This is a genomic window from Shewanella sp. (assembly GCF_051658185.1).
GTDB lineage: Bacteria > Pseudomonadota > Gammaproteobacteria > Enterobacterales > Shewanellaceae > Shewanella.
In genome coordinates this window covers 1-9693 of record NZ_JBOFMC010000167.1, presented here as the reverse complement: position 1 = coordinate 9693, position 9693 = coordinate 1, and the positions used below count along the sequence as shown (strand labels likewise).

Genomic DNA, 9693 nt, shown 5'->3' with positions numbered 1-9693 from the left:
CGCTCTTTGCGAGGTCTGGGTTAGTGCGCTTATTTTTCGACTGAAATAGCTCACAGTGTTTATCGGCAATAAACACCCCCGCCGCGGGCGCTGCGGTCGTGGTGGCACCATAAAAGCTGCCCAGTATTCCCAAGAGGAGGCTGAGGCTTAGCCGAAGGTGCGTCATGGCGCGCGAAGTTCGGGTCATTGGAACTGTCCTATGTTGGCGATGCTAAATTTGTTCAATGTGCAAAGCACGCTAAATGAATGGGTTAAGGGGCATTTTAATAAAAAATCCCCTCAAGCCAAACGGCATTGAGGGGAGAAAGTGGCTTAGCCTTCGCAAAGCGCTGCTATTTTACGCGGCACCTTGGTTTAGCTTGCGTGAGTAAATCAGCAAATACAGGGCCGGCAATACAAACAGCGACAATAGCGGCGCGGTGACCATGCCGCCCACCATCGGCGCGGCGATTTTTTGCATTACATCGTTCCCCGCGCCAGCGCCCCACATAATCGGTAATAATCCAAAAAAGATGGTGGCAACCGTCATGGCCTTCGGGCGAATACGCATTACCGCGCCTTCGATTAAGGCCTCTTTGAGATCGCTTACCGTATGATATTGCGCCTGCGCTTGCCGATGCTTAATCGCATTATTGAGATAGATAAGCATGATCACCCCAAACTCGGCGGCAACACCGGCCAAGGCAATCATCCCCACCGCCACCGCGACCGAGATGTTGTAGTCCAATAGATACAGCAGCCAAGTGCTGCCCACTAAGGCAAAGGGCAGGCTGAGCATGATGATGCTTGCTTGAATGGTCGAGCCAAATGTGAGCATCAGTAGGATAAAGATCACCGCCAGTGCCATTGGGATCACCTGCTTAAGCTTGGCATCCACGCGTTGCATATATTCGTATTGGCCGGCAAAGCTGTAGCTGTAACGCGCGGGCACCTTAAGCTCGGCATTCAAGGCTTGTTTGGCGCTGGCAATGTATTCGCCGATGGACGCACCGTCAATGTCGATAAAGACCCAAGAGATCAGACGCCCGTTTTCACTGGTGAGCATGGGGGCGCCTTCGGTGATCTCAATATCGGCAAGGTTACGCAGCGGTAAATAATGCCCGGACTGAGTGATCACCGGTAATTCCCGAAGTTTTTCAAGATTATCTCGCATTTCCCGCGGATAACGCAGGTTAATGGGATAGCGTTCCGCTCCTTGCACCGATTGGCCGATATCCATACCACCAATGGCGTAACGCACCACATCCTGAATATCCTGCAGGTTCATACCATAGCGGGCCGCCACCTCCAGTTTGGGCGTGATATCGATATAACGGCCGCCGCCACTGCGCTCGGCGTAGGCCGATTTTGTGTGAGGCACACGGCTGAGGATGGCCTCAATTTCGGTGCCCAGCCGTTGGAGTTCATTGACATCGGCCCCGGTGATCTTGATGCCAACGGGAGTTTTAATCCCGGTCGATAGCATATCAATGCGAGTCTTGATGGGTTGCACCCACGCATTGGTCAGCCCGGGCACTTTTACCGTTTGCTGCAGCTGCTCGATGATGCCAGCTAAGGTCATGCCTTCGCGCCATTCTGCATGGGGCTTAAGCATGATGGTGGTTTCGAGCATGGTTAGCGGCGCGGGATCGGTCGCCGTGTCGGCCCGGCCTACTTTGCCAAACACGCGGGCGACTTCGGGGACGGTTTTTATTAACCTATCGGTTTGTTGTAATACCTCGGCGGCCTTACCGGCACTGAGGCCCGGAAGCGCCGTGGGCATGTAGAGTAGGTCGCCTTCTTCGAGATCCGGCATAAACTCGCTACCCATGCGTGTCATCGGATACCAGGCGCTTAACATGGCAATAAGCGCCAGGCTAAGGGTGAGCTTAGGGAAGTTAAGCACTTGTTTAAGTGCGGGTTTATAGATAGCGATCAGTAATCGACTCAGAGGGTTTTTGTTCTCGCTAGGGATTTTCCCGCGGATGGCATAACCCATTAATACGGGGACCAAGGTGATAGCCAGTATTGCAGAGGCGGCCATCGCAAAGGATTTGGTGTAAGCCAGTGGCGCAAATAATCGGCCTTCCTGCGCTTCGAGGGCAAAAACCGGCACAAAGCTTAAGGTAATGATAAGGAGCGAGAAAAATAACGCAGGGCCGACTTCAGTGGCAGCTTCGGTCACTATGCGCCAATGCTCTTGAGTATCGGGCTCACGTTCATGCGTGTGGTGAAATTGTTCTAAATGTTTGTGCAGGTTTTCAACCATCACAATCGCACCATCGACGATGGCGCCGATGGCGATAGCAATCCCCCCAAGGCTCATGATGTTAGCATTGACCCCGAGCGCATTCATGGCGATAAAAGCAATCAGGATAGAGAGTGGCAGGGTGACTATGGCCACTAAGGTCGAGCGGGCGTGCAATAAAAACAGTAGGCACACTAGCCCAACCACGAGCATCTCTTCAACAACCTTGTTAAACAGGTTATCAACGGATTTTAAAATTAATCCCGATCTGTCGTAGGTGGGGATAATTTCCACACCTTGCGGCAGGCCCGATTGTAACTCAAGCAGTTTGGCTTTAACGGCATCAATGGTGCTGAGGGCGTTTTCGCCATAGCGCATCACAATAATGCCGCCCACCACTTCACCCTCGCCATCGAGCTCGGCAATGCCGCGGCGTGCCGCTGGACCTTTGCGGATGGTGGCGACATCCTTTAGGGTGACGCTGGTGCCCGCGGGGCTGGCGATCCCTAATGGGATTTGCTGAAAATCTTCTAGCGTTTGGCGGTAACCTTTAGCCCGCACCATGTACTCGGCCTCGGCCATTTCCACCACAGAGCCACCCGCCTCGCTATTGGAGCGTTCGATGGCATCTTTGATGCTGGCGATATCGAGTTTATAGAGCGCCATTTTGTCGGGCTCGAGCACGACTTGGTAGGTTTGCTCCATGCCGCCGACGGTCGCGACCTCAGAGACGCCGGCAACGCTTTGCAGCTCGAGCTTAAGATACCAATCCTGCAAGCTTTTAAGTTGGGAAAGGTCGAGGCTGCCAGAGCGATCGACTAAGGCATATTCAAACACCCAGCCGACACCCGAGGCGTCGGGGCCGAGGGAGGGCTGCACCCCTTGGGGGAGGCGGCTACTGATCTGGCTTAAGTATTCAAGCACTCGGGAGCGAGCCCAGTAAATGTCCGTGCCATCCTCAAAAATGACATAGACGTAGGAGTCGCCAAACATTGAAAAGCCCCGCACGGTTTTTGCGCCGGGCACGGCCAGCATGGCGGTCGATAAGGGGTAGGTGACTTGTTCCTCAACTAATTTGGGGGCTTGCCCGGGATAGGAGGTTTTGATGATCACTTGCACATCGGATAAGTCCGGCAGGGCGTCAAGGGGCGTTTTACGCAGCTCCTGAATGCCGAGGGCGGCTATCATCACGGCGATAATCAGCACCATGAATCTTTGTCTTATCGAGGCCTCAATAATATAGTTCAACATCTTAGGCTCCTAGTGCTGATGGCCGCTGCTTAAACGCATTAAGCTGCCCTTGAGGCTGGCCTCAGAGTCGAGGAGGAATTGGCCTGAGATCACCACGCGTTCACCTTCCGTTAGCCCTGAGATGATTTCGGCTTTACCTTGGCTCATCATGCCGACGGTGACGCTTTTGGCGGCAAAACTGTCGTCGGTTTGCTGGACGATAACTCGGTTTTCTTGGCCGGTTTGGATCAGCGCCTCTTGGGGGATCACCAGTCGCGCCTCATTCGGGCCGCCAAACAGTGATACCTTGGCTAAGGTTTTGGGTCTTAGGGTTACGCTGGTATTGTTCAACACCACGCGCACCCGTAGGCTGCGGGTGACAGGGTCAAGCTCGGGATAGATATAGTCAACGGTGCCCGTGATTCCCTGCAAGTGCATTGCGGGTACGCTAATTTCCGCTTTTTGCCCTTTCGCTATCCAGCTTTGTTCATTTTCAAACACATCGGCAATGACCCATACCTTAGAGAGGTTCACTAGCGACATGATCTCGGTGGCGGGCTCGATATACATGCCGTCGCGGATAGCCAGTGTCTGGACCACGCCATCCTGTCTGGCATAAAAGGGAACGCGGTATTGGGTTTGTCGAGTGCTGGCTAATTGTTTGATTTGTGCCTCAGTCAGGCCTAAAAATGACAATCTCAGCGCCGCCCTGCGGACTAAGTCTTGGTATCGTTGCTGGCCCGCGGTTTTGGCGGTATCTAAGGCGAGCAGATAGTCGTCTTGCGCATTTACCAGATCCGGGGAGTAAATTTCATAGAGGAGCTGGCCTTTTTTGACCGTATCTCCCGCCGATTTGATCGACAGTTTTTCCACCCAGCCGGTAACGCGGGCATGGATATGGGTGATTTGGCTCTCGTCGTAGTCGATTTGCCCGACGGTCTCGACAAATTTCCACAGGGTGTCCCGTTCAACCTTCGCGACTTTCAAGGCCAACGCTTGTTGCATGCTGCCGGAAACATTGATGCTGATTTCTTGGTTGTTGCCGCCGATTTCCACTTTTTCTAAGTTCATCCCGCAGATAGGACAAGTGCCCGGCTCGGCACTGATAATATGGGCATGCATCGGGCATACATACTTGATGCTGGTTGCCGTTGGCGACGTGTTGGCTTGTGGCGTGATGGTTTCTGCGCTTGCGCTGTGTTGCGGCGGCGAGACGGGCTGGCTAGTCGCGGTTGGCGCTTTCTGTGTTGTGGTGGAATGAGGCTGTTCTTGCTCCACTAAAAACATCTTGCACTCGGGGCAGCGACCGCTTTCGTGGCTGACGACATCAGGGTGCATAGGGCAAATATAGGTTTTTTGGTGAGCAGCATGCGGGTGACCTGGATTTTGGCTATGCGCCTCATGATCCATTTGCACCTCTGCCGTTTGTGCTACCAAAAACATATTGCATTTAGGGCAGCGACCACTTTCATGGCTCTGCACCTCGGGATGCATAGGGCAAATATAGGTTTTGACCTCAGTTAATGTGGTGCTATCGCCCATGTGCTCGTGGGTCGCAGCAACGGTATGGTGCGGCGCAGGCGTGCTGGCGGCTTGAGCGTGGCTTAACCAAGGCGCGGCCATCAGTAAGCCACTTAATAGTAGCAACGCTTTAGGCGCGGGTTTGTTTGTTGCGGTTAATCGAGTCATATGTCTCATCTCCAGCCTAATTTAGTGGTGCTGATGGCCCTTATGGGCCTCGTGGCTCTTGTTTGCCGCGGCTGCTTTAGGCTCTAAGTCCATACCACATTTAGGGCAGCTATCGCCTTTATTGCCAGTGATCTCAGGATCCATTGGGCAAGCATGAGTATGGGCTGATTGTTGAGAGTTGGCTTTGCCATGTTGATGTTGCTTAGGCGTTTCTGTCGCAAATGCGCCAACGCTGGTCAGCATAAAAGCAACTAATGCTAGATGAGATAAGGTTTTCATATTTTTCACTCCATCGGGTTTAGCGCCGAGTATGAGTACAATGGATGGTTAATCCTTGAGGCTGGCCGAGAATCAAGGCTTTTTAAGCGCATGGTCCTTGGTTGCATCGATTGCACTGCGGGTGCGGGTTGCGGTTATGCACCACCATAAACGGCAAAAATAATTGTTGGTGTTAGCTTTGCTTCGTCTAAGAGGCGCTGGGGCCCGTTAAACTCGGCGTAGGCTTAGGCTATCGGCGGTTTAAAGGCCGAAGACAACGAGATAGAGTGGAAATGAGACATAGGAGTGGCCATTGCAGTATCGCTCAGACTCACACTTGGCCAAAGGTGTGGACTGAAAAGCGTGCCAGTGACGGATATTGTCAAACAATGTCCACAATCGTTGGCGCAGGATGTGGTGCCATCGCAGCAATGTTGCTTGCTGGAGGGTGCACTATCACCGCAGCAATTGCTATCGGTCATTGCATGGGCGTCAGAGGCGTTTTGGGGATTGCTGTTCATGGAGGCCGAGGCGCCATGGTCCATATCTTGGTGAGATGAGGGGGTCGCCATCGTACTGATATTGGGCGCAGCAGTATTGGATTGTGCTGCGATGTCCATCCCGTGCGGCACCATGGCGTGGCCATTAGCCATAACACTCTGCCCAGCCACAGCCAGTAGAGTGAGGATGACCAACAAGTAACGACCAAGAGTGTGATGCATAGGGTTTTCCCAATAATGAACGGCTCGATTCTAGCATAGAGACATTATGCTGCAACGCGTTAATTCACATTTTGCCCTTATCGTGTTGCTGGCCTTTTGCATGAGTTTTCACATATTCAGAGGGAGTTGGCATCCGGTTGGGTTATGGTGGCGAGAGGTTTATGTCGAATTTAACCTAAAGCCATCCGTTATCTCTCTGAGGTGCGCGAAGGGTAAGCCCTTGAATGGGGCTAAAAAGGAGGGGGGAGGATCGCGGTCGCACGGATCACATTTTTAATTTCTAAAAATGTGGGGGCAAAAGCAGTGTTAATCGAGCGAGCTAGCGAATCAATTTTCCTAAAATGCGTTATCTTGCGCTTATAGGGTTATTGTATTAGCTTTAATTCAAGTGCTTAATGGCGCAGTTTTGTTGGTTTTAACGAATAGTTGTCGCCATAGTTAGAGCTAGGTCTCATTTTGCGCTTTTAAGTTTCAGTTAATGCTCATTTTTAGGCTTAAAATCAAATTTTTGATAAATGAAAGAACATAAAATAGTCTTATAAAAACTAATTTTAGTAATTTCGGAGATAAAGTGATGAACTGGCGTGCACTTTTTAAACCTAGCGCAAAATATTCCATTCTCGCATTACTTGTTGTTGGTATTGTTATCGGTGTGGTGGGTTATTTCGCCACGCAGCAAACACTACACGCGACGAGTACTGATGAGTTCTGTATGTCCTGTCACAGCAATCATTCTTTAAAGGATGAAGTGTTGGCTTCTGCTCACGGCGGTGGTAAATCAGGGATCACGGTACAGTGTCAAGACTGTCACTTACCTCATGGCCCAGTGGACTATTTGATCAAGAAAATCATCGTGTCTAAGGACTTGTACGGTTTCTTAACTATCGATGGTTTTAACACTCAAGCGTGGTTAGATGAGAACCGTAAAGAGCAAGCCGATCTTGCGCTGAAGTATTTCCGTAGCAACGATTCTGCGAACTGTCAGCACTGTCATACTCGCATTTATGAAAATCAGCCAGAAGCGATGAGCAAAATGGCGGTAAGAATGCACAGCAACAACTTCAAGAAAGCCCCTGAAGACAGAAAAACCTGTGTAGACTGTCATAAAGGTGTTGCTCACCCTTATCCAAAAGGCTAATCGCCCAAGGGATCGCTTCTCGTGACAAGTGACGAGTAAGTTAGGTCTAAACCATAAAAAGCCCTCCAGTCGAGGGCTTTTTTGTGTGCGCTGATCTGCGATTGAGGGTTAGCAGTGGTTGATATTGGCAGCGGCGTGATGTTAGTGCTCGCCTCACGTTGATGTTGCGAGAACGGCGCTTTGAGCTTGTTCTAAGGCTACCAGATTTACAACTTAAGCGTTCTTTAGTGTGTGAATGTAGGTGTGAGAGTGAGGCAGACTTAGCACGAATGAGGCTTTATCTTAGGGAGTATTAGAAGGGAGTATTAGAAATACTTTGGCCTTACTGTGATAGTGCTGCGGCCGAGGTGTTTTTTGTGGGCGTTGGTTGGAGCATCCGTTGCAGATATGCCAGGGCGGAGAGCCCTGACATTTAGAGCATCCCTGAAGTTATTGCTCCTGTGCTCCCATCTTTAACACCTGTTGGCGATAGCTTAGTAAGCTAAAAACCCCAAAGAGAAAGACCTGTAGATAATCTTTCTTGGTTAATGGCAGGAGGTTGTTAAACATAGTGTGAAAGATCGCCACCTGAAAACAGTGCATCAGGCAGGTAATGACCAGCACAATGTTTAACATTATCGCGATACCATCTTCAAATGGCACGGCTAGATTATAGGCCATCATCATCCAAGCCACGAGCGTGATGGCTTTACCTAAATTAATTAGCAACGGCATGATTTTCCTCTTCAATTGTTACGCTGTCTTGCTGGTATTGATACAAGCGATAGCTCACTTGTCCCGCGGTTTTTTCTTTTAAGGTGTGCCAGTGGGCCGGAATCGTAAGGTGAGTCAATTCGGACTCAATTTCCACATAAATCAAGGCGCCATCGTTAAGCCAGCCCTGGCTATCTAATAACTGAATCGTCTTTTGGGCCAGATCTTTGCGAAAGGGTGGGTCGATAAAGACGATGTCGAACCCTTGTTCTTGTTCGCAGCCCTGTTGCAGCACTGCCAAGGTGTCGCCATGGATGACATCGGCTTTGTCACATTGCAGGGTTTGCAGGTTCGCCTTTAATTGCAAGGCTGCGCTGCGCTGCAATTCGATAATTTTGGCATAAGCGGCGTAGCGAGATAGCGCTTCCAGCGCCAAAGCTCCGCTGCCGCCAAAACAATCGAGTACGCGCGCGTGGGCAATATCTCCGGCTAGCCAGTTAAATAGGGTTTCGCGCACTCTATCGGTGGTTGGGCGTAAACCGTCAAGATCCTGAATGGGTAACTTGCGCGAGCGCCATTGCCCGGCGATGATCCGCACTTGGCCGCTGCCGAGTTTTTGTTTGGTCGTTGGATTTTTGCCCGCACTATGATTTGCCGCTCGATTCTTAACCAAAGCTCCCCCGTGATTTTGCCTGAAGAAAGAAAGTGGTAGACTATGCCACCTTAATAAAGGTCCTTATTTTATATCAAAGTGCTGCTAAAAGGTGAGATGGCGGTACAAGCTTAGGCAATTGCTGATTATTTGGGCGTCATTGCCGAGGCAATCTGGTATAACATCAGGGTCTTATTTTACATTCAACACTGAAGTAGAGCGCTGGGAACACACATGGCAAAAGGTTTTTTTTCGTGGTTTCGTAAAGATAAATCACCAGATGAGGTTGTCGCGAAGCCCCAAGTCGTTACGCCAACGCAAGATCCACAAGCGGAGCAGTCGGAAATACTGCAGCAGGCCGAAGCAGCCCAACGCCTTGCCGACGAGCAAGCGCGTGTTGAAGCTGAGCGTATCGCGCAGCAACAAGCGCAAGATGCACGTTTAGCGGCAGAGCAATTAGCTATACAAGAGCAATTGGCTGCACAAGAGCAAGAGTTAGCAGCACAAAAGTTGGCGGCACAGGAATTAGCCGCTCAAGAACAAAAGGCAGCGCAAGCATTAGCGGCCAAACACATTGCAGAGCAGCTCGCAGCAGAGCAGGCGCAAATGGCGGCCAAGCTACTTGCCGATGAGCAAGCGCGCATTGAAGCAGAGCGTATTGCGCAGCAACAAGCGCAGGAGGCGCAAAGAGCGGCAGAGCTATTGGCAGCTCAAGAACTGGCTGCTCAAGAATTGGCAGCACAGGAGCAGGCGGCACAAGCGTTAGCCGCTCAAGAAGCCGTGGCACAGCAATTGGCTGAGCAACGAGCACGAGAGCAAGCCGAAGCGGCGCAACAGGCCAAAGCTGCTCAAATGGCGGCAGACGCTCAAGCCGAGTTAGCCGCATCAGCCGAGCAAGCTGACCCCGTGTCGCTAGAGCGCCAACCAGAGCCGCAGGCAAGGCCGGTTAAAGAGGGGTTATTTGCCCGTCTTAAACGCGGTTTGATGCGTACCAGTGAAAATATCGGCAGTGGCTTTATCGGTTTATTTCGTGGCAAAAAAATCGATGACGATCTGTTTGAAGAACTTGAAGAGCAATTGTTGA

The 9693-nt window shown here is 51.1% G+C and carries 7 protein-coding genes and 2 pseudogenes; 2 read left to right on the top strand and 7 right to left on the bottom strand.

Annotated features, from left to right (window positions below):
- From ACRCZA_RS06935 to ACRCZA_RS06915, 5 genes and pseudogenes are all read right to left on the bottom strand, one after another.
- A pseudogene (locus ACRCZA_RS06935) lies at positions 1-187 on the bottom strand (hypothetical protein); the annotation flags it as partial.
- A gap of 150 nt (positions 188-337) precedes the next feature.
- Positions 338-3478, bottom strand: coding sequence for an efflux RND transporter permease subunit (locus tag ACRCZA_RS06930; RefSeq protein ID WP_438673723.1), 3141 nt, complete (start codon positions 3476-3478; stop codon positions 338-340).
- Between the two features lie 9 nt (positions 3479-3487).
- Entirely contained in the window at positions 3488-5146 is a 1659-nt protein-coding gene (locus tag ACRCZA_RS06925; protein WP_438673722.1) for an efflux RND transporter periplasmic adaptor subunit, read from the bottom strand.
- Positions 5147-5167: 21 nt separating this feature from the next.
- Positions 5168-5425 (bottom strand): heavy metal-binding domain-containing protein, encoded by a 258-nt coding sequence (locus tag ACRCZA_RS06920; RefSeq protein ID WP_438673721.1) that lies wholly within the window; start codon positions 5423-5425, stop codon positions 5168-5170.
- Between the two features lie 224 nt (positions 5426-5649).
- Positions 5650-6126 (bottom strand): hypothetical protein, encoded by a 477-nt coding sequence (locus ACRCZA_RS06915; RefSeq protein ID WP_438673720.1) that lies wholly within the window; start codon positions 6124-6126, stop codon positions 5650-5652.
- A gap of 574 nt (positions 6127-6700) precedes the next feature.
- Between ACRCZA_RS06915 and ACRCZA_RS06910 the strand changes: the two genes are divergently transcribed.
- Positions 6701-7264 carry a NapC/NirT family cytochrome c gene (locus ACRCZA_RS06910; RefSeq protein WP_438673724.1) on the top strand — a complete coding sequence of 188 codons (564 nt, stop codon included), beginning with the start codon at positions 6701-6703 and terminating at the stop codon, positions 7262-7264.
- Positions 7265-7693: 429 nt separating this feature from the next.
- Here ACRCZA_RS06910 and ACRCZA_RS06905 read toward each other — a convergent pair whose 3' ends face one another.
- Together ACRCZA_RS06905 and rsmD are read right to left on the bottom strand one after the other, a co-directional pair.
- Positions 7694-7978 (bottom strand): DUF1145 domain-containing protein, encoded by a 285-nt coding sequence (locus ACRCZA_RS06905; RefSeq protein ID WP_438673719.1) that lies wholly within the window; start codon positions 7976-7978, stop codon positions 7694-7696.
- Complete coding sequence (gene rsmD / locus ACRCZA_RS06900; protein ID WP_438673718.1) at positions 7962-8630, bottom strand: 16S rRNA (guanine(966)-N(2))-methyltransferase RsmD; 669 nt, start codon at positions 8628-8630, stop codon at positions 7962-7964. The genes ACRCZA_RS06905 and rsmD overlap by 17 nt, the downstream gene beginning before the upstream one ends.
- A 213-nt stretch (positions 8631-8843) precedes the next feature.
- On the opposite strand from rsmD, the pseudogene ACRCZA_RS06895 reads away from it, so the two are divergent.
- Positions 8844-9693, top strand: a pseudogene (locus tag ACRCZA_RS06895) (signal recognition particle-docking protein FtsY); the annotation flags it as partial.